Genomic DNA, 25,588 nt, shown 5'->3' with positions numbered 1-25,588 from the left:
TTGTGACTGTGCCATATGCGGGTGCGCGGTTGCCGGTCGGAATCGAAAGCAGGAGATCGACCTTGAATAATTCATTTTCGAAAGTCGCTGTCTGGATGGTGATAGCCCTGGTGCTGTTCACCGTCTTCAAACAGTTCGACGGACGCGCTCAGACCCAGGACGGCGTGACCTACACGCAGTTCATGGACGACGCCAAGGCGGGACGTATCCGCAAGGTCGACGTTCAGGGCGAGGTGCTGTACGTCACCCCGGACGCGGGCCGCGCCTATACGCTGACTTCGCCCGGCGACCTCTGGATGGTCTCCGATCTGCTGAAGTACGGCGTCCAGGTCTCTGGCAAGCCGCGTGAAGAGCAATCGCTCCTGATGAGCATCTTCGTGTCGTGGTTCCCCATGCTGCTGTTGATCGGCGTATGGGTTTTCTTCATGCGACAGATGCAGGGCGGCGGTAAGGGCGGAGCCTTCAGCTTCGGCAAATCGCGCGCTCGCATGCTCGACGAAAACACCAATCAAATCACCTTTGCCGACGTTGCCGGCTGCGATGAAGCCAAGGAAGACGTCCAGGAACTGGTCGACTTCCTGCGCGACCCCAGCAAGTTTCAAAAGCTGGGCGGCCGCATTCCCCGTGGCGTGCTGATGGTAGGCTCGCCGGGTACCGGCAAGACGCTGCTGGCCAAGGCCATCGCCGGCGAAGCCAAGGTACCGTTCTTTAGCATCTCGGGTTCGGACTTCGTTGAAATGTTCGTCGGCGTGGGCGCGGCCCGTGTCCGCGACATGTTCGAAAACGCCAAGAAGCACGCGCCTTGCATCATCTTCATCGACGAAATCGATGCAGTGGGCCGTCAGCGCGGCGCCGGCCTGGGTGGTGGCAACGACGAACGCGAACAAACGCTGAACCAGATGCTGGTTGAAATGGACGGCTTTGAATCCGGCCAGGGCGTCATCGTGATCGCCGCAACCAACCGTCCCGACGTGCTTGATCCGGCGCTGCTGCGTCCGGGCCGTTTCGACCGTCAAGTCGTGGTGCCGCTGCCCGATATCCGTGGCCGCGAGCAAATCCTGAAAGTCCATATGCGCAAGGTTCCGCTGTCGCCTAACGTCGACGCGACCATCCTGGCGCGCGGCTGCCCCGGTTTCTCGGGCGCCGACCTGGCCAACCTGGTCAACGAAGCCGCGCTGTTCGCCGCCCGCCGCAATGGCCGCACGGTGGATATGTCCGACTTCGAAAAGGCCAAGGACAAGATCATCATGGGCGCCGAGCGCCGCTCGATCGTCATGCCCGAAGAGGAACGCAAGAACACCGCGTACCACGAGTCCGGCCACGCGATCGTTGCCCGCCTGCTGCCCAAGACTGACCCGGTCCACAAGGTCACCATCATTCCGCGCGGCCGTGCGCTGGGCGTGACGATGCAGTTGCCGGAAACCGACCGCTACAGCATGGACAAGGGCCGCTTGCTGTCCACCATCGCCGTGCTGTTCGGTGGCCGTATCGCCGAAGAACTGTTCATGGACCAGATGACGACGGGCGCCTCGAACGACTTCGAACGCGCCACCGCCATCGCCCGCGACATCGTCACCCGCTACGGCATGACGGACGAGCTGGGCCCGATGGTCTATGCCGAGAACGAAGGCGAAGTGTTCCTGGGCCGCAGCGTCACCAAGACGACGCACATGTCCGAAGCCACCATGCAGAAGGTGGACACCGAGATCCGCCGCATCATCGACGAGCAATACCAAGTTGCGCGCAAGATCCTGGAAGACAATCGCGACAAGGTCGAAGTCATGACGGCCGCGCTGCTCGAATGGGAAACCATCGACGCCGACCAGATCAACGACATCATCGAGGGCCGTCCTCCGCGTCCCCCGAAAACGCCGCAAGGTCCGTCGGATTCGACGGACACGCCGCCCAGCACCGGGCTGGCGGCTGGCGGCAGCACGGCTGCAGCAGTCTGAGGTTTTTTGTCCTGAGTTATGGCAAATAACTTCCTTTGCGGGCGCTTCGAGTTTGATCTCGAGCGCCCGCTTGTCATGGGTATCGTCAATGTCACGCCGGACTCGTTTTCCGACGGCGGCCAGCACGACGATACGGATTCCGCGGTGGCGCACGCGCGCCAACTGATCGAAGAAGGCGCCCAGATCCTTGACCTGGGCGGCGAATCGACGCGGCCGGGCGCCGACCCGGTGTCCATCACGGACGAGCTTGATAGGCTGTTGCCCGTGATCGAGGCCCTGCGAGATTGCGGCGTGCCGCTGTCCATCGACACCTTCAAGCCCGAAGTCATGCGCGCCACGCTCGATGCGGGGGCCGACATGATCAACGACATCTATGGCTTCAGACAGCCCGGCGCCATCGAGGCGGTAGCGCAATCGCGCTGCGGGCTGTGCGTGATGCACATGAAGGGCGAGCCTCGCACCATGCAGGCCGCGCCCCCCGAATACACCGACCTGATCGGTGAAATCGGACTTTTCCTAGGTTCGCGCGCGCAGAAGCTGCGTGCCGCCTGGGTTGACCCCCGCCGTATCGTGCTGGACCCGGGTTTCGGCTTCGGCAAGACGGCAGACCAGAATTTCCAGTTGCTGCGTCGGCTGTCCAGCTTGCGCAGCGGTGGCTATCCATTGCTGATCGGCCTGTCGCGTAAAAACATGATCGGGCAGGCCACGGGCCGACCGGTCGGCGACCGGCTGCCCGGCAGCATCGCCGCAGCGCTTGCCTGCGTGTCGCGGGGCGCCTCCATCGTGCGTGTGCACGATGTTGCCGCCACCGTTGATGCCCTTAAGGTATGGCATGCGGCCGAACAAGGAGCAATCAGTTCATGAGTCAACGCAAGTATTTCGGCACCGATGGGGTGCGCGGTGAAGTAGGCGGCCCGGTCATCAATGCCGAGTTCGCCCTGCGCCTGGGTTATGCGGCCGGCCGTGTGCTGGCGCGCGAGCACGCCGGACGCGGCGGCAGCCGCCCGCAAGTGGTCATCGGCAAGGACACGCGCATTTCCGGCTACATGCTGGAATCCGCGCTGGAAGCCGGTTTGTCGGCTGCGGGCATCGACGTGCTGCTTGCCGGCCCGATCCCGACGCCGGCCGTTGCGTACCTGACCCGCGCGCTGCGCCTGGTGGCCGGCATCGTGATCAGTGCTTCCCACAATCCGTACCAGGACAACGGCATCAAGTTTTTCTCGGCGCAGGGCATGAAGCTGCCGGACGAAATCGAAGCCGCCATCGAAGCCGCGCTGGACGAGCCGCTGGGTTGCGTCAGCTCTGAAGGCCTGGGCCGCGCCCGCCGCATGTCGGACTCGCAGGGCCGCTACATTGAATTCTGCAAGAGCACCTTCCCCAACGACCTGGACTTGAACGGGATGAAGATCGTGGTAGACGCCGCCCATGGCGCCGCCTACAACATCGCCCCCCATGTGTTCCGCGAACTGGGCGCCGAAGTGCATGCCATCGGCGTGCATCCGGACGGCTTCAACATCAACAAGGGCGTGGGCGCGCTGCACCCCGAGTCCCTGGCCAAGGAAGTGCAGGCGCGTGGCGCGCATCTGGGCGTTGCCCTGGACGGCGACGCCGACCGTCTGCAAGTGGTTGATGGCGAAGGCCGCATCTACAACGGCGACGAATTGCTTTACGCCATCGTCCGCGAGCGCATGCAGCGCGGCAAGGTCGACGGCGTGGTGGGCACGCTGATGACCAACTTCGGTTTCGAGCGCGAAATGCAGCGCCTGGGCGTTGGTTTCGAGCGCGCCAACGTGGGCGACCGCTACGTGCTGGAACAGATGCAGGCGCGCGGCTGGCAGTACGGCGGCGAAAGCTCGGGCCACCTGCTGTGCCTGGATTGCCACTCCACGGGCGACGGCATCATCGCCGCCCTGCAGGTGCTGACTGCCTTGCGTCGCGGCAATACGACGATGGCCGAGTGGGTGCGCGACCTGCGCATGTACCCGCAGAAGATGATCAACGTGCCGTTGACCCCGGGGCAGGACTGGAAAACCCACCCCGGCCTGACCGCCGCCCGTGCCGCCGTCGAGGCCGAACTGAACGGCCGTGGCCGCATCCTGATCCGCGCATCGGGCACTGAACCGAAGCTTCGCCTGATGGTCGAAGCTGAAGATGAATCCCTTGCCGTTTCCTCCGCAGAGAAGCTCGCCGCCAGCCTGGCCTGAGCCCGGCCCAGCCGCTTTAGAAAAAGCCATCCACCGAGTCTCGGTGGGTGGCTTTTCTGCATTCGGGTTTGGTATTGAATTGTAAAGTTTTGTCGAGATTCGCCTAAAGTTGACCCATCTCCCCCGAACTAAACTTCATAGTCACGTAACATATTGGTCAAGTCTTTGACATACAGGGCGTCCAAACTGACCGGACTCTCTAGGAGCTACGCGCAATGCTGGAATTAGCACGCACCACCCCAAGCCGTAAACCCGCCGAACCCTGGATGGGCAACTCCCCGAAAGTGTTGGCGGTAGGCCTGGCGCGCACGGCTGAAGAAATCGAGCAGATCCAACGTCTGCGCTACGACGTCTTCACCGAGGACATGGGCGCGGTGTTTCCCGACGCGCATGACGGTATCGAGCATGACCGCTTCGACCCCTATTGCGAACATCTGATGGTGCGCGAAATGGATACGGGCCGCGTCGTCGGCACCTATCGCATCCTGACGCCGGAAAAAGCGCGGGAAGCCGGCGGCTACTACGCGCAGTCGGAGTTCGATCTTTCCGGGCTGGGCCCGATTCGCGACCAGCTGGTTGAAGTCGGCCGCTCGTGCACCCATTCCGACTACCGCAACGGCGCGGTGATCATGCTGCTGTGGTCCGGCCTGACGGAATACCTGCGACGCGGCGGCTACGAATACGTGCTGGGCTGCGCCAGCGTCAGCCTGCGCGATGACGGTGTGACCGCCGCCGAAGTGTGGCGCACGATCATGCCGCAACTGCCCCAAAGCGGTGATCCCCACGTGACCCCGCTGCACCGTTACCCGGTTGAAAAGCTGAACAGCACGCTGCCGGCCCGCGTGCCGCCACTGATCAAGGGGTATCTGAAGCTGGGCGCCAAGGTCTGTGGCGAACCCGCCTGGGACCCGGACTTCAACGCCGCCGACTTCCCGGTGCTGCTGAAAATGGAGCGCATGGACGAGCGCTATCGCCGCCACTTCGGGCTGGACCAGCCCGCGGCCCTGAACGGCCAGCGCTGATCATCATGCGCCGCCTGTTCCGCCGAATGAAAATCAGATTGATACGGCGGGCCACGCGGCCTTTGCGGCTTGAACTCAAGCAGCTGCGCCGTCAGACGGATCTGTCTTTGTTTTAAAAAAGGGCAATGGCGCCAGCGCCATTGCCCTTTTTGTTGCCAACGCGCCGGAATTGCGCTGTCAGAATTCCAGCACTTCGAACGAAAAGCCCACCTTGTTCCATTCGGCTTCTTCCGCACGCAGCGTGAAGTCGCTTAAGGGGTGTTGCGCCAGCCATTCCCGGTTGACCCGGACCACGATAGAGTTTTCGCGCACCGACGCGGTCAGCGGCAGCGGTTCGATTTCGCCACGGCGGCGGAACAGCAATACCGCCAGGCGCAGGCTCAGGATGGCTTTCCATTGCGGCCGCGTGCGGATCAGCGGTTCCAGCTTGGTCAACTTGCCTTGATGGCCCAGGGCCAGTAGCGCCAGCAACTGCTGGTCGGCGCGCGAGAAGCCCGGCATGTCGGCGTTTTCAAGCACGTACGCCGTGTGCTTGTGATACGCGTTGTGCGCAATCGACAGGCCCACTTCGTGCAAGTCCGCCGCCCAGCCCAACGCCGGCCGAAGTTCGGCGCGTTCCGGGCCTTCGGGGAACATGGCGTCGAACAGCGTCAGCGCCGCGTGGCGCACGCGCCGCGCCTGGTTGACGTCGACGTGATAGCGCTTCATGAACTGGCGTACCGATTCGTCGCGCTTGTCGTGCTCGTCGTCGCGGCCCAGCAGGTCGTACAGCACGCCCAGGCGCAATGCGCCGTCACCCGTGTGCATGACGTCGATGCCAAGCTCATCGAACAGCGCGGTCATGATGGCCAGCCCGCCGGGCAGCACATCGGAACGCTCGATCTTGATGCCCGGCAGCTCTGACGGGATGACGCGGCCCGAACGCACGATGCGGTCTTTCAGCTTGGCCAGCCCGGCGCGCGTGATGCCGCGATCGGAAAAGCGGCTTTCGGTCAGGATGGCGAACAGGGCCTTGGCGGTGCCGGACGAGCCATAGGCCTCTTTCCAGCCCATCTTGCGGTACTGCTTGGCGATGACTTCGATTTCGCGTCGCGCTGCCAGCTCGGCCTGCTTCATCTGGTGCGCATCGACCACGCCATCCGAGAAAAACTGGCGGCTGTAGCTGACGCAGCCCATGTACAACGAGGACATCAGGGCAGGCTCGTGGCCCTTGCCGATGATGACTTCGGTGGACCCGCCGCCAATGTCGATGACCAGGCGCTTGTTGGGCGATGGGGGCAGGGTGTGGACCACGCCCGAGAAGATCAGGCGGGCTTCTTCACGGCCGGCGATGACTTCAATGGGAAAGCCAAGCGCGGCTTCCGCGCGCGGCAGGAAATCCCGCGTGTTGCGCGCGACGCGAAACGTATTGGTGGCAACCGCGCGTACCCGGTTGGGGTGGAAGCTGCGCAGGCGGTCGCCAAAACGCTCCAGGACGGCGATGGCGCGCTCGATGGCGTCGTCGCCCAAGCGTTTCTCGGCATCCAGGCCGGCGGCAAGCCGGACGGTTTCCTTGAGACGATCGATCTGGTAAATCTGGGGCGTACCGTCCTGTTGAACGATGCGTCCGATGGAGAGGCGAAAGCTGTTGGACCCGAGGTCCACCGCGGCCAGAAGTTGATCCATGCGGCTCGTAATATAGGCTTTGAGGTGGCCTGATTATAGAGACCCCATGTGACAGTGCCTTGAGATTCGGGTTTTCGCTTATGGATCATGGGCTTGGCCGAATAATCCGGTTGCGCTATATGTCCCGATTTTGACGTACGCTACGGTTTTGCACTTGTGTCATAGAACCGTCACTCTTTTGCAGTAAAACTCCACGCTCTGTTCCCAACGTATGGAATCCGGTATGCCCACACGCCCGCCCGGCGAGCCCTTGCTCATGAATCGTGAGTTGTCGCTGCTCAAATTCAACGAACGCGTGCTTGCGATGGCGGAAGATCCGAAAACGCCGCTGCTAGAGCGCCTGCGGTACGTGTGTATCGTCAGCTCGAACCTGGACGAGTTCTTTGAAATCCGGATTTCCAGCTTGAAAGAGCAGCAGCGCCAGTCGCCGAACCTGGTCGGCCCTGATGGCATGACGCCCGATCAGGCGTTTGAAAACGTCCAGCAGGCCGTGCACGAGCTGGTGGCGCGGCAATACAACCTGCTTAACGACGCCATCCTGCCGGCCATGCAGTCCGAGGGCATCACCCTGCATCACGCGTCCGAATGGAATGCCGAGCAGCAGCAATGGGCGCGCGACGTCTTCAACCGCGATGTGATGCCGCTGCTGACCCCCATCGGGCTGGACCCGGCGCATCCGTTTCCTCGTGTCTACAACAAGAGCCTGAATTTCATTGTGTCGCTGGCCGGCGCCGACGCCTTCGGGCGTCAGGCGTCGATTGCCGTGGTGCAGGCGCCGCGCGCGCTGCCGCGCCTGATCAAGATGCCGCCCGAACTCTCCGGCCATCCGGAAGGCTTCATCTTGCTGACGTCGCTGCTGCGCGCCTTCGTGGGCGAACTGTTTCCCGGCCTGGAAATGCTGGGCTGCTACCAATGGCGCGTGACCCGCAACAGCGACCTGTTCGTGGACGAGGAAGAAGTCACCAACCTGCGCCACGCCCTGCAAGGCGAGTTGTCGCAACGCAATTTCGGCGCCGCCGTGCGCCTGGAAATCGACAAACTGACGCCGGTGGAACTGGAGACCTTTCTTCAGCGCGAATTCTCGCTAAAGGCCGAAGACACGTACCGCGTTCCCGGGCCGGTGAACCTGTCGCGTCTGATGCAGCTGTGCAATTCCGATCTGCGGCCCGACCTGCTGTTCCCGGAATACCGCGCGCCCGTGCCTGCGCCTTTTGACAAGGTGGGCGACAAACCACAAGACCTGTTCGACGCAGTGGCCCAGCAGGACCGCCTGCTGCACCACCCGTACCAGTCGTTTCAGCCGGTCATTGATTTCCTGACGGCGGCGGCGCTGGACCCCGACGTCATGGCCATCAAGCAGACCATCTACCGCACCGGTGAAGACTCCGAGCTGATGAAGATCCTGCTGGCGGCGGCGCGCGCCGGCAAGGAAGTGACGGTGGTGGTGGAATTGATGGCGCGCTTTGACGAGCAGACCAACATCAACTGGGCGTCCAAGCTGGAAGAGGTGGGGGCGCATGTGGTCTATGGCGTCGTGGCCCACAAAACGCACGCGAAGATGGCCGTGGTGCTGCGCCGCGAAAAAGGCCGCCTGCGCCGATATGCGCACCTGGGCACCGGCAACTACCACCCGCGCACCGCGCGTCTGTACACGGACTTCGGCCTGCTGACGGCCGACCCGAAATTGTGCGAGGACATGGACAAGGTCTTCGCGCAGCTGACGGGCCTGGGCGCGCGCCGGTCGCTGAAGGCGCTGATGCAATCGCCCTTCACCATGCACGACGGGATGGTGGCGCTGATACGCGCCGAGGCCCGCGCGGCCAAGGCGGGCAAGCGCGCCCGCATCATGGCCAAGATGAATTCGCTGCTGGAAGAGCAGATCATCGAAGAGCTCTACAAGGCCAGCCAGGCGGGCGTGAAGATTGACCTGATCGTGCGGGGCGTGTGCGCGCTGCGGGCCGGCGTGCCGGAACTGTCCGAGAATATCCGCGTGCGGTCCATTGTGGGACGCTTCCTGGAGCATTCCCGCGTCTTCTATTTCTACGCCGATGGCGAGGAAACGGTGTATCTGTCGTCGGCCGACTGGATGGACCGCAATTTCTTCCGCCGGGTTGAAATCGCGTTCCCGGTCTACGACAAGGCGTTGAAGAAACGCGTCATCGACGAGGCGTTCACCTATGCGCTGCGCGATAACCAATTGGCATGGCAGCAGCGGCCCGATGGTGATTACACCCGGGTAAAAAGCCGGCGCGAGCCCTTCAATCTGCATCAATACCTGATTGAAAAGCTGGGCGTGTAGCGTCCGTTCCGACCACAGCGCTTTTGCCTTAACGAACGCGGCCGCCCCGGTATTTCCGGGGCGGCCGCGACGTTTTTAGCGGGGCGCAAAGCGATTGATGAAGCGTATGTGACTGTCACTATCTTGTCACGTTGGGCCCCTAAGATGCGAGGGTCGCTGAAAGACAGGCACTAGAAAAAGCCTGACTAGACTCCTTTAACGAGCACAGAAGGAACCCTGATGTTCAAACGTGTCTTCAAACAAGTTTCCGTGGGCGTTGCGCTGAGCGCCGCCGTTTTCGCCGTCCAGGCCGCCGATGTGACCGGCGCGGGCGCATCGTTCCCGTACCCGATCTACGCCAAGTGGGCGTCGGACTACAAGGCAGCCACCAACAACGCGATCAACTACCAGTCGATCGGTTCGGGCGGCGGCCAACAGCAGATCATCGCCAAGACCGTCGATTTCGGCGCCTCGGACGATCCCATGAAGGCGGCTGACCTGGAAAAGAACGGCCTGCTGCAATTCCCGGCCGTGATCGGTGGCACTGTGGCCGTCGTGAACATCGACGGCGTGGAACCGGGCAAGCTGAAGCTGTCGGGCGCCGTGCTGGCCGACATCTTCCTGGGCAAGATCAAGAAGTGGGACGACAACGCCATCAAGGCGCTGAACCCGGACGTCAAGCTGCCGTCGGCCGACATCATCGTCGTGCACCGTTCGGACGGCTCGGGCACCACCTTCGGCTGGACCAACTACCTGTCCAAGGTGTCGGCTGACTGGAAGTCGCAAGTCGGTGAAGGCAAGGCCGTCAAGTGGCCCACCGGCCAGGGTGGCAAGGGCAACGAAGGCGTCGCCGCCTACGTCGGCCAGCTGAAGAACTCGATCGGCTATGTGGAATACGCCTACGCCAAGCAAAACAAGCTGGCCTGGACGCAACTGCAGAACAAGGCCGGCAAGTTCGTCCAGCCCGAGCAAAAGGCGTTCGCTGCCGCGGCCGCCAACGCCGACTGGAAGGGCGCGCCGGGCATGGGCGTGGTCCTGACCGACGAGCCGGGCGCCGATTCGTGGCCCGTTACCGCCGCCACGTTCATCCTGGTGCACAAGTCGCAAGCCAAGCCGGCGCAAGGCAAGGCCGTGTTGGAATTCTTTGACTGGGCGTTCAAGAACGGCGCCAAGTCGGCCGAAGCCATGGACTACGTGCCGCTGCCGGAAGCCGTGACCAAGGAAATCCGCGCCGCCTGGGGCGAAGTCAAGTCGGCCGACGGCACCCCCGTCTGGAAGTAAACCGGGGACAGCGCGCAAGATTGGCGTCTGACCTGCCTTGGGCACGGCCTGACGCTTCCCTGCCACGCGCTTGACCCGACGGCGACCGCCCCGGAAATCTTGGCCACCAAGAGACCCGGGGCGGCTCGCCCCAGCAGTTCCCGTTTCCACCCAGGTCATCTAAGGAAAGTCCATCCATGAGCGCGGTAATGGATAATAGTGTGCCGCTTTCGCCCAGCGTGGCGGACTCCGTGACTACCGGCACGCCTTCGCCTATGAAGCAAAATAAAAACGCGCTGATGGATGCGCTGTTCAAGAATCTGACCCGCCTGTTCGCCTTCCTGGTGTTCATCCTGCTGGCGGCGATTCTGGTATCCCTGATCTACGGCAGCCGCGAATCGCTGGCCAAATACGGCTTGTCGTTCCTGTGGCTTAACGATTGGGACCCGGTCAACCAGAACTACGGCGCCGTGGTGCCCATCATCGGCACCTTGCTGACGTCGGCCATCGCCCTGATCATCGCCGTGCCGGTTTCCTTCGGCATCGCCATCTTCCTGACCGAACTGTCGCCGACCTGGCTGCGTCGCCCGCTGGGCACCGCCGTCGAAATGTTGGCTGCCATTCCGTCCATCATCTACGGCATGTGGGGGCTGTTTGTCTTCGTGCCGGTATTCCAGCAGTACGTGCAGCCGTTCCTGATCGCCACGCTGGGCAACGTGCCCGTCATCGGCGGGCTGTTTGCCGGGCCGCCTTTTGGCATCGGCATCTTCACCGCCGGCCTGATCCTGTCGATCATGATCATCCCGTTCATCGCCGCCGTGATGCGCGACGTGTTCGAGCTGGTGCCCGCGATGCTGAAGGAATCCGCCTACGGGCTGGGCAGCACGACCTGGGAAGTGATGTGGCGCGTGGTGCTGCCCTTCACCAAGTCGGGCGTCATCGGCGGCATCATGCTGGGCCTGGGCCGCGCCCTGGGCGAGACGATGGCCGTGACGTTCGTGATCGGCAACGCGTTCAAATGGTCGGGCTCGCTGTTCTCGCCGGGCAACTCGATTGCTTCCGCGCTGGCCAATGAATTCAACGAAGCAGGCGGCATCCAGAAGTCGGCGTTGCTGGAACTGGGCTTGATCCTGTTCCTGATCACGACCATCGTGCTGGCCCTGGCCAAGGTGCTGCTGGTACGCCTTTCCGCCGGCGAAGGCCGTAAGACCTGACGCGCCGCGAGCACAAGGAAAAGATCATGGCTGTCTCCGTACTCAATATGCAGAATGGCGTCTACCGGCGCCGCCGCATCCTCAACCGCATCATGCTGACGGTGTCGCTGGGCACGCTGGTGTTCGGCTTGTTCTGGCTGTTCTGGATCATCCTGACGCTGCTGACCAAGGGCGCGCCCGCGCTGTCGTACACGCTGTTCACCGAAATCACGCCGCCGCCCGGGCAAACCGGTGGCCTGATCAACGCCATCTTCGGCAGCGTGGTGATGGCGGGCGTAGGCACGCTGATCGGCACGCCGGTTGGCATCCTGGCCGGCACCTACCTGGCGGAATACGGTCAGCGCGGCTGGCTGGCGCCTGCCACGCGATTTTTGAACGACGTGCTGCTGTCGGCGCCGTCCATCATCATCGGCTTGTTCATCTACGCCGTGTACGTGGCGCAGGTGGGCCATTACTCGGGTTGGGCCGGCGCGCTGGCCTTGTCCATCCTGGTGATTCCGGTGGTGGTGCGCACCACCGACAACATGCTGCTACTGGTGCCCAACAGCCTGCGCGAAGCCGCGGCGGCGCTGGGCTGCCCCAAGTGGCGCATGATCACGCTGGTGTGCTATCGCGCCGCCAAGACCGGCATCATCACCGGCGTGCTGCTGGCCATTGCCCGGATTTCCGGCGAGACCGCGCCGCTGCTGTTCACGGCGCTGTCCAACCAGTTCATGTCGTTCAACATGAACGCGCCGATGGCCAACCTGCCCGTCGTCATCTACCAATACGCCGCCAGCCCCTTCAAGGACTGGAACGACCTGGCCTGGGCCGGCGCCACGCTGATTACGCTACTGGTGCTGGGCATCAACATCATTGCCCGCAACATGTTCCGCAAGTAAAGATCGCTTTGCCGGCGCGCGTGGCGCGCCGGAGCCAAGGGAAAAGAAATGGAAAACACCGCTACCGCCGTCAAGAACAAGATCGAGGTCAAGAACCTGAACTTCTACTACGGCAAGTTCCATGCGATCCGCAATGTGAACATGTCGATCCAGGAGAAGAAGGTCACCGCCTTCATCGGCCCGTCGGGCTGCGGCAAGTCCACGCTGTTGCGCACGTTCAACCGCATGTTCGAGCTGTACCCGGGCCAGCGCGCCGAAGGCGAAATCATCCTGGACGGCGAGAACCTGCTGACGGCCAAGACGGATATCTCGCTGATCCGCGCCAAGGTCGGCATGGTGTTCCAGAAGCCCACGCCGTTTCCCATGAGCATCTACGACAACATCGCGTTCGGCGTGCGCCTGTTCGAGCGCCTGTCCAAGGGCGAAATGGACGAGCGCGTGGAATGGGCCTTGAGCAAGGCCGCGCTGTGGAACGAAGTGAAGGACAAGCTGCATCAAAGCGGCAACAGCCTGTCGGGCGGCCAGCAACAACGCCTGTGCATCGCGCGCGGCGTGGCGATCAAGCCCGAAGTGCTGCTGCTGGACGAGCCCTGCTCGGCGCTGGACCCGATTTCCACCGCCAAGATCGAAGAGCTGATCGCCGAACTGAAGAACGACTACACGGTCGTGATCGTGACGCACAACATGCAGCAGGCGGCGCGCTGCTCGGACTACACCGCCTACATGTACCTGGGCGAACTCATGGAATTCGGTCAGACCGACCAGATCTTCGTGAAGCCCTCGCGCAAGGAAACCGAGGACTACATCACGGGCCGCTTCGGCTGATGGATGCTGCGGCGCGGGCCCTGTCGTAAGGACCGTTGGCCCGATGCGCGGATAAAAAAATCGGCGCGCCTTCATGGCGCGCCGATTTCTATTTGGGCGCATCGTCTTGGGCGACATGACCACGTTCACACGACCACGCGGCGCGTCTACGCCCGGGGGGCCGGGATTCTGGTATAGTTGCCACCCTTCGGGGCGTAGCGCAGCCTGGTAGCGCATCTGCTTTGGGAGCAGAGGGTCGTGAGTTCGAATCCCACCGCCCCGACCAAAAAAATCAAGGGCTTACGCTTTTACGGCGTAAGCCCTTGTGCTTTTGTGGCGGGCTATTCGCTGATGTGGTTGAACTGCACCGATTCCGGGGCAATGCCGCCTTGTTTCAGGCGGATGTCCACCTGTTGTTCTTCGGTGCTGGCGCTGCTGCCTTCAGGCAGTTCCAGCCAGTTCGCCAATTCACGCTTGGCTTGCAGTGTCTCTGAGATACCGCCGTTGACCAGGGCGACGCCGTGGTCGCCGTCGAGTTTGCGATAGCTGATCTGCGTTTTCATTGTTTTCTCCTGACGTGAAGCATCCAAGGACCGCCCGTGCTTGTCGGGCGGTGCCAGTGCCGCTCAGCAAGTCCCGTTCCAAGCTGGCCCCCCTTACCCGAACCAGGCGGCGCCAAGCGGCAGCAAGCGGCACCAGGCGGCAGCAAGCGGCAGCAAGCGGCAGCAAGCGGCACCAGACGGCACCAGGCCGCGCCACGGGGACGGGTTCAAAGGCGCGGATCCTTCCACGGCCCACCCCTACGCCGGCTTGAACACCATCAGCCAGAAAATCCCCAGGAACGCGCCCAGCGCCGGAAAGCCCAGCACGAACCATGCGCGAAAGTAGCGCATGAATCGGGGCGATAGCGGTTCGCCGGCAGCGGCCGAGGCCGTCGCGCTGTCGCGCATCAGCATTTGCAGCCTCACGACCGGCAACCAGCAAGCGATCGCCACCGCATACAGCATCAACGAGGCGGACAGCCACGGCGTGTTCAAGGGCAACTGCATCAGGTGGGCCAGATACCAGCCCGTCAGCGGTTGAATGACGGCGGTGGTGGCGGTGAACAGCCAGTCGGCCACGACCACCACGCGCGCCACCGAGGCCACCACCTTGACGTCGCGGCGCAGGACCACGCACAGCAGGTAGAACGCCGACCCGATGCCCGTGCCGAACAGCAGCGTGGAAGACAGGATGTGCAGCAGCTTGAACCAAAGATATTCCATCACGGCCTCCGCGCGCGGCTATCGCATAGATACAGCAGCGCCAGCACCGCCAGCATCGGCACATTTTTCGAAATGGGGCCGAAGGGGTGCAGCCACTGCTCGGGCAATTGCACGGTGATGATGGCGGTATAGCCCAGTATCAAGGCCATCTGCGCCAGCCACACCCAGCGCCTGCGCCCCCCGAGGTTCATCAACGTCAACACGCCCAGCACCAGGTCCAGGCCCGCCGCGCCCGCCAGCATGATCGGGGCCAGGGCGTCGGGCACGCCGGCGTCGGCAAGCAGCGCCAGGCTGTCCTGGATGGGGTACAAGCCCATGGATACCGCCGCCGTCCATAGCCAGACGGCCGCGATGCACAGCCGCATCACGGGCAGCATCGTGCGCAGGATGCTGTCGGCGCGCAGCGGTGCCTGCTCATGCGGCGCTATGAACGAAGGGGGGGCGACGGGGCTGCGGCCCAGCAGCGCGGCGAAGGCGATCGGGTTGCCGGTATTACCGCGGTTCAACATGGCCAGGCTGTCCGCGTCGATCAAGGAGCCTGGCATCCAGCTGCCGGCCCTGGCCGCGGCGCTCGCCATACGCGACGGCACCGGAATGATCCACTGCCTTCCCGCCACGCCCAGCCCGCTGCGCAGCATCGACAGGTAGGTCCGCACGGTGACGGGTTCGGGGCCGCAGAACGCCACGGTGACCGCACCGGGCGCCGGCTGCGCCAGCATCGCGCGCACGCCCGCAACCACGTCATTGATGTGCACGGGCTGAACGCGCTGCCAGCCGCCCGCAGGCAAAGCGACGACAGGCATGACGGCAAGCTGGTTGAACAGCGCGGCGCTGCTGCCGCCCACGCCATAGACCAGCGACGGCTGCACGATGTAAGCCGGTGCGCCGGCCGCGCGCAACGCCTCGTCCGCTGCGCGCTTGCTGATATGAAAGCCCGATGCGGCCTCGGCATCCGCCCCCAGCGCCGAAAACTGGATGACCTGCGCGCCGTATTGCCGGGCCGCCGCGAACAGCGCCTTGGCCGCCTTGTCGTGCACGTTGGCAAAGCTGGCCGAACCCGACTCCCGAAAAATTCCGACCGTATTGATAACGGCATCCACGCCGGACAACAGCGGCGCCCAGTCTTCCACCCGCGTCAGCCGAGAAAAGTCCGCGGGCACGTATCTTGCTCGCGGCACGTTCAAGTCGCGGGGGCGTGGCGTGCGCACCAGGCATACCAGCTGATGGTCGTCTTCGCGCAGGGCGTCGACCAGCCGGCTGCCGATAAATCCATGCGCACCGGTCAGCAGAATTTTCATGCCTGTTCCTTTTTTGTCGCGGCGCCAGATCGGTTCAGCGGGTTCAGCAAACTGCATACCTGGCGGGGTCGGGGCAACAAGCCCCGGGCTGCCACCACATCAACCAGGGGATCACCATGCATGAATGGCGGCAAGCTTTTGTAGAAGGCGTACGCAGCGGTAGCGCGGCCAGCGCGTTGTCCACGTTGGCATTGATTGCGTTGGCTAAGCACCAGACCGGGCACGCCGCCGCCGCGACCAATGCGACCAGCCAGTGGCTGTGGGGCGAGCGCGCGCTGCACCAGGATGACCCCAGCTGGAAGCACACGGCGACCGGGCTGCTGATCCACCATGCGGCGTCTATCTTCTGGGCCACGCTGCACGCCCGGGCCAGCGCACGCGTACAGCAGACGCGCTGGGGCAAGCGGCCGTGGATGGAAGGGGCGCTGGTGGCCGCCACATCGTGTTTTGCCGATTACCAATTAACGCCCAAGCGCTTGCAACCCGGCTTTGAGCAGCGACTGACGCGCGGCGCCTTGCTGTTGGTGTATATCGCTTTCGGCGTCGGCATTGCGTTGGCAACGGGCGGGGCATCGCCAGGCAGGCGGAACGATGCAAGCGGCAGCGGCCGTCGTGCCCGGCGGCCTTCACGCATACGTGATTGATGCGGGTTCGATTCGGGATTGAACCGGCTGCGGCACCGTTCGGACCCGCGCATCAAGAAAACACCCCGAGATCCGAAGACGCCCCCACGCGTCGGACCTCGGGGTGTGGGCGGCTCAGGCCGCTTGTCTGGCCTTACTTGGCTTTACCAGCCTGCGCGGCTTCCGCGTTGGTCTGCTGTAGCGCCAGCATGCTGAGCTTTTCGTCGGTGGCCTTTTCCTCGGCCAACGTTTCCTTCAACAGCGTCAACGCCTCGGTCAGGCCCAACTGCTTGGCGAAGGTGCACAACGTGCCGTAGCCGGCAATTTCGTAGTGCTCGACCTTCTGCGCGGCGGCAATCAACGCAGCATCGCGCACCGGCCCTTTTTCAACGTCTTCGATCACGTCGCGGCCTTCCTCCACCAGGCCTTCCATCGCCGCGCACTTGATGCGCTTGAGGCGGAAGTCGGCGGATTCGATGATCTTGTCGATGCGTTCGACCTGGCCGCGCGTTTCTTCCAGATGCTGGGTGAACGCTTCAGCAAGCGCTGGGTCCGAAGCGGCGCGGGCCATCTTCGGCAACGCCCGCGTCAGTTGCTTCTCGGCGCTGTAGATGTCCGACAGTTCATGCACGAATAGATCCTGCAAAGTCTTCTGGGTCATTGTCTGCTCCCGTGTGTTGATGGGTGTGATGGGTGTGAAGGTGGCCATGATTGGCGCAGCGCCATTCAGCAAACACCATGCCTGGCGCGCCGTGCTATTTCGCCTGGCCCTGGCCCTTAATGGCCTTTTGCAGTGCGCGCGCTTCTTGCAGATGGCGCTTCAGCGCGGGTAGCGTGTCGGCGGCAAAGCGCTTCAGGTCGGGATCGTTGGACTCTTTGGTGGCCTTGTCGAAGAGTTCGACGGCGTCTCCGTGCGCGGCCACCCCGATCTCGTCGCTGTACGCCTCGTCAAAGCCGTCGCTGCGCAGGTCCAGCGCCTTGAGCTTGGCGCTTTGCACCAGCGAGGGTTCCTTCGGCGTCTCGAAGCCTTTCTGTTTTGCCAGCGCTTGCAATTGCTGCCCCACGCGGGTGTGGTCGTCGACCATCTTTTGCGCGAACTGTTTGACCTTTGCGTTCTGCGATTTCTTCAACGCCAGTTTGCTGCCGTCCACTTCCAGATAACCCGATTCCGCCGCCCGGGTCAGGAAGCCGCGGTCTTCGCTATTGAGCTTGGTGATCGACGCGGCGGAGTCGGCGGGGTCCGGCTTGGGCGCGGATTGCGCGGATTGCGCGGCGGCCACGCCATGTGCGCCCAACATGATGGCGCCGCAAAGCGCTGCGACATAGACGTGCTTGGTCATGCGTGTCTCCTGGGTGAGGCCCGCCAGCGCGATGCCGCCCGGCGGGGCCATGCAACCTAGCAATCCGCATGCCCACGCACGCACGCGGTAGCGCCCGGAAAACCCGCTGCGAAGGCACGATAGTTGCTGCCCCCACCGCGCGATTCGCAACGCTGCGGTTGCATGTCTAAGGGGACACACATGAAAGCACTTTGCTGGCACGGAAAGCACGACATCCGGTACGACACGGTTCCGGATCCGATTCTGGAACATCCCGGCGACGCCATCATCAAGGTCAGCGCCTGCGCCATCTGCGGGTCGGACCTGCACTTGTTCGACGGCTTCATGCCGGAAATGAAATCGGGCGATGTGATGGGGCACGAATTCATGGGCGAGGTTGTCGAAGTGGGCAGCGAGACCAAGCGCCTGAAAGTAGGGGACCGCGTGGTGATTCCATTCACCATCACCTGCGGTCAGTGCGACCAATGCCGACGCGGCAATTTTTCGGTCTGCGAACGCACCAACCGCAATGCCGACGATGCGGCCAAGATGTTCGGTCACACCACGGCCGGGCTGTTCGGCTACACGCACCTGACGGGCGGCTACGCGGGCGGACAAGCGGAATTCGTCCGCGTGCCGTGGGCCGACACCACGCATATTCCCGTACCGCCCGAACTCACCGACGACCAGGTCCTGTTCCTGGGCGACATCCTGCCCACGGGATGGCAGGCCGCGATGCAATGCGAGATCGAGCCCACCGATACCGTTGCGGTGTGGGGCGCGGGGCCGGTGGGCCAGATGGCGGTGCGCAGCGCCGTGCTGCTCAACGCCCGTCAGGTGATCTGCATCGACGATGTGCCCGAGCGGTTGCAGATGGCCAGGGACGGCGGCGCCATTACGATCAACTTCGAGGAAGAAAGCGTGGTGGAACGGCTGAACGCGCTGACGCAGGGCAAGGGGCCGGACAAGTGCATCGACGCGGTGGGCATGGAGTCGCATTCAGCCAGCGCCATGGGCGGCATGTACGACCGCGTGAAGCAGGCGGTGGGCGCCGAGACCGACCGGCCGCACGTGCTGCGTGAAATGATCTACGTATGCCGGCCGGGGGGCGTGTTGTCCGTGCCTGGCGTATACGGCGGCATGATCGATAAGATTCCGTTTGGCGCGTCGATGAACAAGGGGCTGACCTGGCGCATGGGCCAGACGCACGTGCAACGCTGGACGGATGAGTTGCTGGACATGATCGTCAAAGGCCGCATCGATCCGTCATTCGTCATCACGCACCACGAACATCTGCAAGCCGGCCCGGACATGTACAAGACCTTTCGCGACAAGCAGGACGGCTGCATCAAGGTGGTGTTGAAGCCGTAATCGTTGCGACCCCGCGCACGGCTGCCGTCGGCTAGCCGCCCGACGGCAGCAGCTGGATGCCGGTGCGGCGCACGAATTCGTCGTAGCTGATGGGCGCCCCTTCCCTGGCGCTGGCGGCGTTGGCCTGCCAGTGCACCCACGAGCGGCCCGTCGTGGCGTCGTACACGACTTTATAGACGTGGCTGGGCACGGCGACGCCGGCGCCGATCGTCGCCGGTTTGCCGCTGTAGTAGGGGCCGGTATAGACGTACACGTCGCCCGCCGCGCGCATGACGTATTTGCGCGTGTCCTGCTCGATGCGGCTCCACGAGCCCGCGTTCTGTGTCTGATCTTGGGGCACCATGTTCGCCAGCGAGAAGCTTTGCGCCATGGTTTCCTTGGAATACATGTCGCCGGCCGGCGCCATGTGACCGCGCGAATAGCCCGACCCCTTGTAGTCATCCAGCGCGGCGCGTTCGGCGCCGGGCAGCCGCGCTTCCGCGTAGAACTTGTCAGTGCGCTGCATGCCCTGCGCCTGCGCGAGCAGCTTGCGGTTCAGGCGTTCAACAACGAAAACGGGGGTTTTGGTTTGACCGTTATGCAAGACGGCAAAGCCGGTAAAGCACAGTTCGCGCAGCGCCGCGCCGGACGGCACGACAGGCATCTGGCCTTTCGGGAAGAACTGCGGACAGTCGGCAAACCGCGTGTGGGTCAGCGCGCCCGACGGAATCACGGCCGGGGCAATTTTTTCCTGCGCGGGCCAACCCAGGCGAGCCAGAATGGCGTCGGGCGTCAGTTGCGCGGGCCATTGCGGTTTCAGCACATAGGTGGCGGCGCCGAAGCTGGCCAACGACGACACCAGCAGCGCCCTGATGAACCGGTAGGCTCGGCCGGCGGATTTTGTATTGCCCCGGGCGGCGGGGCGTTTCTTTCTTGCTGCTGGTTTCTTCGCGCGCGTCATGCTACCTGTGTGTTGCGGGCCGGCCCTTGATGCGGCCGGCGTCAACGGATTGTAGATGACTGCGGCCAGCCGCAAGTCGGCGCGTTTACAGCACCAATTTCAAGCCGATGGCCAGCATGGCCACGCCCACGCAGGCATCCAGCACGCGCCAGGCGCGCGGGTTGGCGAACAGCGGTCGAAGCAGGCGGGCGCCGTAACCCAGCGTGAAGAAAAACGCGAACGAAGCCGACATGGCGCCCAGCGCGAAGGCGACTTTCTGCCCTTCGTATTGGCTGGAGATGGACCCCAGCAGCACCACGGTGTCCAGGTAGACATGTGGGTTCAGCCAGGTGAATGCCAGGCAGGTGGCCAGCGTGGCGCCCAGCCCGGCCGTCTGCGTGGCCGACGGCGCCAGGCTGTCGTGCTGCGTGCGCCACGCCGACCGCAGGCTGCGCAGCGCGTACACAAACAGGAACAGCGCGCCGCCATAGCGCATGGCCGGCTCCAGCCAGGGCAGCGTGTCCACCGCCAGCCCGAAGCCGGCCACGCCCGTCGCGATCAGGATGGCGTCGGACACGGCGCAGGCCAGGCACACGGCAAACACATATTCCTGGCGCAGGCCCTGTCGCAGGACGAAAGCGTTTTGCGCCCCGATGGCAACGATCAGGCCCAGGCTGAGCAAAAATCCAGGAACGAACGCGGTCGTCATTGCAACCCCCATGAAAAGGGCGACAGACTAGCTGCTGGGGCCAGATTAGAAAAACTAATTAATCTAAACCGAGTTCAGGGCGGCTTAAGACGATGTCCGGGGGCGCGCCGTATGCGAACTTGGGTACATGCCCGGCCCGGCACGCCGTGCCTTGCCGCGCCGTGGTGGCGTTCACGCAGAGGCATGTCCGGCCGCCACCAGGTGGTCCAGCAACAGGCTCGCCGCCGCCGATAGCGCTTGCGCGTCGCGCATGCAGATGGCGAAGCGGCGATGGCTCCAGGGATCCAGCAGTGGCAGCACGCGCAGCCCATGGGCCAGCGCATAGGGCGTGGCGACCTCGATGGGCGCGACGCTGATGGCCAGGCCGGCCAACACCACACGAAACGCCGAATCGAAATTGCTGACGGTGACGCGGTGGCGCAGGATCTTGCCGCTATGGCTTGCCGCCGTCTGCAACATGCGCAAGACCGCGCCGGCGGCGGGCATGTTGACGTGTTCGAAGTCCAGCGCGTCGTCAAACCATACCGCCTCGCGCTGCGCCAGCGGATGGCCGGGCGCGGTCACGACAGCCAGGCGGTCGCCCCGGTAGGGCCGGGTTTGCAGGCCGTGGAAGTCGGCCGCGTCCCAGCAGATGCCCAGGCTGGCAATGCCGCCCTTTACCTCGCGCACGACCTCCTGGCTGACGCGTTCTTCCATGTCGACCCGGATGTTGCGATGGGGCGCCATTTGCAGAAACGCCGCGATGTCGTCGGCCAGGGATTCCGCCAGCACGGACGCCGTTGCCAGGATGCGGACCTGGCCCTTGACGCCGCTGGCATAGGCCGACATGTCGCGTTCGATGCGGTCCGAGCTGGCCAATATGGCGCGCGCGTGTTCCAGCAGGGTCTCGCCAGCCTCGGTGGGCTCGACGCCCCGGCGTTTGCGGGTCAGCAGCTTGGCGCCCACCGTGTCTTCCAGTTGCGCCAGCCGCTTGCTGATGGCCGATCCCACGATGCTGGCGCGTTCGCCGGCGCGCGCGATATTGCCGGTTTCGCATACCGAGATGAACAGGCGCAGGGTGGTGATGTCCAGGTCGCGCATGGCGGGCTGCCTTGATATGAAATTCCGATTGGGAATATTAAACGTTCCAAAATACCGCTGGTGCGCGAATAGAGAATATCTAAACTGGCTTCATCTTCATCTTCATCTTCATCTTCATCTTCATCGGTCTTCCCACCCCTTGCCGAATCCGCCGCCATGCCGACTGCCCCATCTTTTGTGATTCCCCCCACCGCCGTCGTGCGCGAAGTGGGGCTGCGCGATGGGCTGCAAAGCCTGCCCGTGGTGCTGCCAACCCACACCAAATGCGAATGGATCGACGCCGCCTACGCCGCCGGTCAACGCGAAATCGAGATCGGCTCTTTTGTGCCCGCCCGTCTGCTGCCGCAGTTGGCGGACACGGACGCGCTGGTGGCTCACGCGAAAAAACTGCCCGGTCTGTCGGTGTCGGTCCTGGTGCCCAACGTAAAGGGCGCCGAACGCGCGCTGGATAGCGGCGCCGACCTGATGCTGGTGCCCTTGTCGGCCAGCCATGCACACAGCGTGGCAAACCTGCGCAAAACGCCCGACGAGGTCGTCGCGATGGTGGGCCAGATACGCGCGGCGCGCGACGCGGCGGGCTCGTCGATGTTGATCGAAGGCGGCGTCGGCACGGCCTTTGGCTGCACCTTGCAGGGGCAGGTACCGCCGCACGACGTGTTGCGCTTGATGCAGGCGCTGCTGGACGCCGGCGCGGACCGCGTCAGCCTGGCCGATACGGTGGGCTATGCGGACCCCGCGGCGGTGCAGCGTCTGTTTACCGACGCGCGCCGCATTGCCGGCGAGCGCCTGTGCTGTGCGCACTTTCACGACACGCGAGGGCTCGGCCTGGCCAATGTGCTGGCCGCGTTGCAGACCGGCGTGTCGCGCTTCGATGCCTGCCTGGGCGGCATCGGCGGGTGCCCACATGCGCCCGGCGCCAGCGGCAACGTCAGTACGGAAGACCTGGTGTTCATGCTGGAAAGCATGGGCATCGCCACCGGCGTGGACATCGATCCCCTGCTGGCGCTGCGCGCTGCCGTGGATGGATGGCTGCCCGGGCAGCCATTGCATGGGGCGTTGTGGCGCGCCGGCGTGCCCAAGACGTTCCGCGCTGCATCGCATTCGCTTGCGCAGCCTCACACCCATGGTTCCCGCGGCGCGCGCCTTTAAGCGCCCGCGCACTTCACACGAGCTTTGTCATGTCACAACCACATCAAGAACCGTCCTTGCCGCAGACTTCGCGCGCGTTGCCGCTTGCCGGCCTGCGCGTGGTCGAATTCACGCACATGGTGATGGGCCCGACCTGCGGCATGGTGCTGGCCGACCTGGGTGCGGAAGTCATCAAGGTCGAGCCCGTACAGGGTGACCGCACGCGGCATCTGCTGGGCGTGGGCGCGGGGTTTTTTCCCATGTTCAACCGCAACAAGAAGAGCATTGCGCTGGACATCCAAAGCGCCGCCGGCGCCGAGGCCGCGCGCAAGCTGGCCGCCGGCGCCGACGTGGTTGCCGAGAATTTCCGGCCGGGCACCATGGCCAAGTACGGGCTGGATTACGCGTCGCTGGCACGTGACAACCCCCGGCTGATCTACGTCAGCCACAAGGGTTTCCTGCCCGGGCCCTACGCCATGCGCACCGCGTTGGATGAAGTTGTGCAGATGATGGGCGGCCTGGCCTATATGACCGGGCGGCCCGGCGACCCGGTGCGCGCCGGCACCAGCGTGAACGACATCATGGGCGGCATGTTCGGCGCCATCGGCGCGATGGCCGCGCTGATTCAGCGGGGCATCACCGGACGCGGCCAGGAAGTGCAATCGGCGCTGTTCGAGAACAATGTCTTCCTGGTGGGGCAGCACATGCTGCAATACGCGATCACCGGCCAGCCGTCCGCACCGATGCCCGAACGTGTATCCGCCTGGGCGCTGTACGACGTTTTCACCGTGAAGGATGGCGAGCAGATTTTCCTGGCGGCCGTCAGCGATGCGCAGTGGATCACGTTCTGCGACGCTTTCGGCTTTGATGATTTGAAGCGCGACCCCGCCATGGCGACCAACAACGACCGCGTGCGCTTGCGCCCCACCTTGCTGGCGGACCTGCGCGCGCGTCTGGCGGGGTACAGCGCGGCGGAACTGGCGGCGGTTTTCGAACGCATCGGCCTGCCGTTCGCGCCCATCGTCAAACCCGAAGCGCTTTACGACGACCCCCATTTGCGCGCGACGGGCGGGCTGGCCGACATCCGGCTGCCCGACGGTGAACGCGCCGGCCAGATGGCGGGCGCGGCGCTATTCCCCTTGATGATGGACGGCCATCGGCTTGGGGTACGACAGCATCCCCCCACCTTGGGCGCGGATACCGACGCACTGCTGGCAGACCTGGGGTATGACGCGACGCAGATCGCGGCGCTTCGGGAGCAGGGCGCGGTGGCCTGATGAACGGCAATAAAAAACAACCAGGAGACAGACATGAACGATCAACGCGCGGGTTGGAGCCGCCGACAACTATTGGGGGCGCTGGGCGCCGCGATGCTGGCCGTGCCGGGCCTGGGGCGCGCGCAATCGGACCGGCCCGTGAAGTTCATCCTGCCGGTAGGCGTGGGCTCGGGCGTGGACACGATCACGCGCTCGGCCGGCCCGGCCTTGTCGTCGGCGCTGGGCCACACGGTGGTGGTGGAAAACCAGCCGGGCGCGGGCGGCATCGTCGGTACGTCGGCGTTGGTGCGGTCGGCGCCCGACGGCTACACGCTGAGCATGGTGTCGAACAACCATGTGATTTTTCCCAGCGTCTATAAGTCCTTGCCGTTCGATCCGCTGGCGGACATCACCCCGATCAGCATGGTGGGCATGACGCCGTTCCTGTTGGTGGCCAACCCGAAGAACATCACGGCCAACAACCTGAAGGATCTGACGGCATTGTTGTCGCGGGAACCGGGCCGCTACAACTACGCGTCGTCGGGCAATGGCACGATCCTGCATCTGGCGGCGGAAATGTACGTGCAGCAGGCGGGCGTCAAGGCGCGCCATATTCCGTACAAGGGCGTGGGGCCCATGATGGCGGACCTGATCGGCGGGCAGGTGGATTTCGGGGTGTTGTCGCTGCCGTCGGTCCTGCCGCAGATCAAAAGCGGGGCGCTCAAGGCGCTGGCTGCCTGTGGCGGCGAACGGATGGAGGCATTGCCGGATCTTGCCACCGCGCGCGAGCAGGGCCTGGTTGACTACGAGATAGGCGGCTGGTTCGCGGCAGCGGGGCCGGCAAAGCTGCCGGCGGCCGAGGTGCGGCGCGTCTACGACGCATTGGGGCGGGCGTTCAATGCGCCCGAGGTCAAACAGGCCATGGCCACCCAGAACAACAAGATCTTGCTGATGCCCCCCGAGCAGACGGCGGCGTACTTCCGTTCTGAAATGGCCAAGTACGCGGTCATCGTGCGGGGGGCGGGGCTTGAGCTGATGTAGCGCCCAAAGCTGGGGTGTCAGCCGGCCTTCTGGTCGGCGGCCCGCAGCAGGCCGTAGAGCTTGTCCTTGAGCTGTAGTTTTTCTTTTTTCAGCACTTCAATGTTGACGCCCGAGCTTGGCACGACGCCGTCCTCCATATTTTGAATCTCCTGGTCCAGGTCGTTGTGGCGCTGGAACAAGGCCGAGAAATGCGCGTTCTCGGATTTCATCTGCGTAATGAGTTGGCGATATTCAGGGAACATTAGGGCCTCTCTCTTGGGAACCCGTTGACGGGAACCGGCGACGCACCGGGACGCGGC

Annotated in this window: 24 protein-coding genes and 1 tRNA gene; 15 read left to right on the top strand and 10 right to left on the bottom strand. The window is 63.9% G+C overall.

Annotated features, from left to right (window positions below; all coding sequences use genetic code 11):
• The first annotated feature begins 62 nt into the window (after positions 1-62).
• The 4 genes from ftsH to AC0Z35_RS00365 all read left to right on the top strand — a co-directional run bounded on the left by ftsH (position 63) and on the right by AC0Z35_RS00365 (position 5,178).
• Positions 63-1,952 carry an ATP-dependent zinc metalloprotease FtsH gene (ftsH, locus tag AC0Z35_RS00380; protein ID WP_485131614.1) on the top strand — a complete coding sequence of 630 codons (1,890 nt, stop codon included), beginning with the start codon at positions 63-65 and terminating at the stop codon, positions 1,950-1,952.
• 18 nt (positions 1,953-1,970) lie between these two features.
• The gene (gene folP, locus AC0Z35_RS00375) at positions 1,971-2,816 is read left to right on the top strand and encodes a dihydropteroate synthase (RefSeq protein WP_046806889.1); all 846 of its coding nucleotides are present in this window, start codon (positions 1,971-1,973) and stop codon (positions 2,814-2,816) included.
• Positions 2,813-4,156, top strand: coding sequence for a phosphoglucosamine mutase (gene glmM, locus AC0Z35_RS00370; protein ID WP_046806888.1), 1,344 nt, complete (start codon positions 2,813-2,815; stop codon positions 4,154-4,156). Before folP ends, glmM begins: the two co-directional genes overlap by 4 nt.
• 215 nt (positions 4,157-4,371) lie before the next feature.
• Positions 4,372-5,178 (top strand): GNAT family N-acetyltransferase, encoded by an 807-nt coding sequence (locus AC0Z35_RS00365; RefSeq protein ID WP_046806887.1) that lies wholly within the window; start codon positions 4,372-4,374, stop codon positions 5,176-5,178.
• Positions 5,179-5,355: 177 nt separating this feature from the next.
• On the opposite strand, the gene ppx is transcribed toward AC0Z35_RS00365, so the two are convergent.
• Positions 5,356-6,843, bottom strand: coding sequence for an exopolyphosphatase (ppx, locus tag AC0Z35_RS00360; RefSeq protein WP_046806886.1), 1,488 nt, complete (start codon positions 6,841-6,843; stop codon positions 5,356-5,358).
• 223 nt (positions 6,844-7,066) lie between these two features.
• On the opposite strand from ppx, the gene ppk1 reads away from it, so the two are divergent.
• The 6 genes from ppk1 (at position 7,067) to AC0Z35_RS00330 (ending at position 13,566) form a co-directional block, all read left to right on the top strand.
• Positions 7,067-9,142: a polyphosphate kinase 1 gene (ppk1, locus tag AC0Z35_RS00355; protein ID WP_046806885.1), complete on the top strand. Its 2,076-nt coding sequence runs from the start codon at positions 7,067-7,069 to the stop codon at positions 9,140-9,142.
• A 219-nt stretch (positions 9,143-9,361) separates the two neighbouring features.
• Positions 9,362-10,402: a phosphate ABC transporter substrate-binding protein PstS gene (pstS, locus tag AC0Z35_RS00350; RefSeq protein WP_046806884.1), complete on the top strand. Its 1,041-nt coding sequence runs from the start codon at positions 9,362-9,364 to the stop codon at positions 10,400-10,402.
• 176 nt (positions 10,403-10,578) lie between these two features.
• Positions 10,579-11,595: a phosphate ABC transporter permease subunit PstC gene (pstC, locus tag AC0Z35_RS00345; RefSeq protein ID WP_046806883.1), complete on the top strand. Its 1,017-nt coding sequence runs from the start codon at positions 10,579-10,581 to the stop codon at positions 11,593-11,595.
• A gap of 26 nt (positions 11,596-11,621) precedes the next feature.
• Positions 11,622-12,476: a phosphate ABC transporter permease PstA gene (gene pstA, locus AC0Z35_RS00340; protein ID WP_082134619.1), complete on the top strand. Its 855-nt coding sequence runs from the start codon at positions 11,622-11,624 to the stop codon at positions 12,474-12,476.
• 48 nt (positions 12,477-12,524) lie between these two features.
• On the top strand, positions 12,525-13,301 hold the full coding sequence (gene pstB / locus AC0Z35_RS00335; RefSeq protein WP_006221056.1) for a phosphate ABC transporter ATP-binding protein PstB: 777 nt from the start codon (positions 12,525-12,527) through the stop codon (positions 13,299-13,301).
• A gap of 188 nt (positions 13,302-13,489) precedes the next feature.
• Positions 13,490-13,566, top strand: a tRNA-Pro gene (locus AC0Z35_RS00330).
• Between the two features lie 55 nt (positions 13,567-13,621).
• Here AC0Z35_RS00330 and AC0Z35_RS00325 read toward each other — a convergent pair.
• The 3 genes from AC0Z35_RS00325 to AC0Z35_RS00315 form a co-directional block, all read right to left on the bottom strand.
• Positions 13,622-13,843, bottom strand: a complete 222-nt coding sequence (locus AC0Z35_RS00325) for a hypothetical protein (protein WP_120156604.1) — start codon at positions 13,841-13,843, stop codon at positions 13,622-13,624.
• A gap of 237 nt (positions 13,844-14,080) precedes the next feature.
• Positions 14,081-14,545 carry a DUF2269 family protein gene (locus AC0Z35_RS00320; RefSeq protein ID WP_046806225.1) on the bottom strand — a complete coding sequence of 155 codons (465 nt, stop codon included), beginning with the start codon at positions 14,543-14,545 and terminating at the stop codon, positions 14,081-14,083.
• Positions 14,545-15,843: an SDR family oxidoreductase gene (locus AC0Z35_RS00315; RefSeq protein WP_485131615.1), complete on the bottom strand. Its 1,299-nt coding sequence runs from the start codon at positions 15,841-15,843 to the stop codon at positions 14,545-14,547. Before AC0Z35_RS00315 ends, AC0Z35_RS00320 begins: the two co-directional genes overlap by 1 nt.
• Positions 15,844-15,959: 116 nt before the next feature.
• Between AC0Z35_RS00315 and AC0Z35_RS00310 the strand changes: the two genes are divergently transcribed.
• Entirely contained in the window at positions 15,960-16,487 is a 528-nt protein-coding gene (locus AC0Z35_RS00310; protein ID WP_120156601.1) for a hypothetical protein, read from the top strand.
• A gap of 133 nt (positions 16,488-16,620) precedes the next feature.
• Here the strand turns inward: AC0Z35_RS00310 and AC0Z35_RS00305 are convergent, their stop codons facing one another.
• On the bottom strand, positions 16,621-17,127 hold the full coding sequence (locus AC0Z35_RS00305; protein WP_046806222.1) for a YciE/YciF ferroxidase family protein: 507 nt from the start codon (positions 17,125-17,127) through the stop codon (positions 16,621-16,623).
• A 94-nt stretch (positions 17,128-17,221) separates the two neighbouring features.
• Complete coding sequence (locus AC0Z35_RS00300) at positions 17,222-17,806, bottom strand: DUF4142 domain-containing protein (protein ID WP_485131616.1); 585 nt, start codon at positions 17,804-17,806, stop codon at positions 17,222-17,224.
• A gap of 180 nt (positions 17,807-17,986) precedes the next feature.
• Between AC0Z35_RS00300 and AC0Z35_RS00295 the strand changes: the two genes are divergently transcribed.
• A complete protein-coding gene (locus tag AC0Z35_RS00295; RefSeq protein WP_046806221.1) occupies positions 17,987-19,156 on the top strand; it encodes a zinc-dependent alcohol dehydrogenase in 1,170 nt (389 codons plus the stop codon).
• A 31-nt stretch (positions 19,157-19,187) separates the two neighbouring features.
• Here the strand turns inward: AC0Z35_RS00295 and AC0Z35_RS00290 are convergent, their stop codons facing one another.
• The 3 genes from AC0Z35_RS00290 to AC0Z35_RS00280 form a co-directional block, all read right to left on the bottom strand.
• Positions 19,188-20,096, bottom strand: a complete 909-nt coding sequence (locus AC0Z35_RS00290; protein ID WP_162941251.1) for a DNA/RNA non-specific endonuclease — start codon at positions 20,094-20,096, stop codon at positions 19,188-19,190.
• Positions 20,097-20,181: 85 nt separating this feature from the next.
• On the bottom strand, positions 20,182-20,784 hold the full coding sequence (locus AC0Z35_RS00285; protein ID WP_219990780.1) for a LysE/ArgO family amino acid transporter: 603 nt from the start codon (positions 20,782-20,784) through the stop codon (positions 20,182-20,184).
• Between the two features lie 171 nt (positions 20,785-20,955).
• Positions 20,956-21,864 (bottom strand): LysR family transcriptional regulator, encoded by a 909-nt coding sequence (locus tag AC0Z35_RS00280; protein ID WP_485131617.1) that lies wholly within the window; start codon positions 21,862-21,864, stop codon positions 20,956-20,958.
• Between the two features lie 156 nt (positions 21,865-22,020).
• On the opposite strand from AC0Z35_RS00280, the gene AC0Z35_RS00275 reads away from it, so the two are divergent.
• Genes AC0Z35_RS00275 through AC0Z35_RS00265 form a run of 3 tightly spaced genes read left to right on the top strand, consistent with a single transcriptional unit; the run spans position 22,021 to position 25,289 of the window.
• A complete protein-coding gene (locus AC0Z35_RS00275; protein ID WP_485131618.1) occupies positions 22,021-23,013 on the top strand; it encodes a hydroxymethylglutaryl-CoA lyase in 993 nt (330 codons plus the stop codon).
• Positions 23,014-23,042: 29 nt separating this feature from the next.
• Positions 23,043-24,269 carry a CaiB/BaiF CoA transferase family protein gene (locus tag AC0Z35_RS00270; RefSeq protein WP_485131619.1) on the top strand — a complete coding sequence of 409 codons (1,227 nt, stop codon included), beginning with the start codon at positions 23,043-23,045 and terminating at the stop codon, positions 24,267-24,269.
• A gap of 33 nt (positions 24,270-24,302) precedes the next feature.
• Positions 24,303-25,289 carry a Bug family tripartite tricarboxylate transporter substrate binding protein gene (locus AC0Z35_RS00265; protein ID WP_162941250.1) on the top strand — a complete coding sequence of 329 codons (987 nt, stop codon included), beginning with the start codon at positions 24,303-24,305 and terminating at the stop codon, positions 25,287-25,289.
• Positions 25,290-25,306: 17 nt separating this feature from the next.
• On the opposite strand, the gene AC0Z35_RS00260 is transcribed toward AC0Z35_RS00265, so the two are convergent.
• The gene (locus AC0Z35_RS00260; protein ID WP_046806215.1) at positions 25,307-25,531 is read right to left on the bottom strand and encodes an HP1242/YdcH family protein; all 225 of its coding nucleotides are present in this window, start codon (positions 25,529-25,531) and stop codon (positions 25,307-25,309) included.
• Positions 25,532-25,588: the final 57 nt, after the last annotated feature.

It is taken from the genome of Achromobacter sp. 1L-A-4-B-C2, from assembly GCF_057291955.1.
The sequence above is the reverse complement of the archived record's forward strand: the minus strand, read 5'-3'. Positions and strand labels throughout refer to the sequence as shown.